The sequence below is a fragment of the Mesorhizobium sp. M0598 genome, from assembly GCF_040320865.1.
Taxonomy (GTDB): domain Bacteria; phylum Pseudomonadota; class Alphaproteobacteria; order Rhizobiales; family Rhizobiaceae; genus Mesorhizobium.
Genome location: NZ_JAMYQL010000121.1, coordinates 1 through 660 on the forward strand (window position 1 = coordinate 1; position 660 = coordinate 660).

Below are 660 nucleotides of genomic sequence, written 5' to 3' on the forward strand. Positions count from 1 at the left end.
AGGGCGACGGGTTGACGGAGTTGTGGTGCACCGAATGCACCCATTTGTAGAGCGGCGGCCAGTGGATTGCCCGGTGCAGCAAGAAGAAATGCGTCTCGTGGATGATTGGCACTACCAGCGCCAGGCAAAACAGGTAGACGGGATGCTCGGCGACTGTCAGCCACGGCGCGTAGCCATTGGCATAGGCGTAGAGGATCGCGACCTCGATCGCCGTCCAGATCGGCATGCCGGTGCCGAAGGTACGCAGCATGTTGTCGAGGTTCTGGTTCTCGAAGAAGAAAGCCTTGCTCTTCTGCTCGGAGGGCCATTTGCCGTTGTATTTGAAGCGATTGCCCTGGACTCTCAAAATGTAGAGCCGGAGCTCGAAGACGCCGAAGAAGACAAGCAGCGCCGCGCAGTTGACGAGGAAGAGCCTGAAGATCCATCCGACGCTCAGCGTCTTCATGACCTCGACGTCGGGCAGCACGTAGTGCCACCACGCGACCGCCGAGAGCGCGAACAGCAGATTGTAGGGCAGGAAATAGTGCGGCAGCCATTTCAGCAGCGCCAGCGGACGAGGCGGAAAGGCGAACAGCGGCGCGGTGCCTGCCGGCTCGCTCGGAGCCCAGTCGCCTCTTTTGTTGCGCGTGCCGTATTTCAGGTCGTCCATGTCGATCTCAC

1 pseudogene is annotated in these 660 nt (G+C 60.3%); it reads right to left on the bottom strand.

The annotated features are described in order from the left end of the window. Positions 1 to 649, bottom strand: a pseudogene (locus NKI59_RS35010) (sterol desaturase family protein); the annotation flags it as partial. Positions 650 to 660 lie beyond the last annotated feature (11 nt).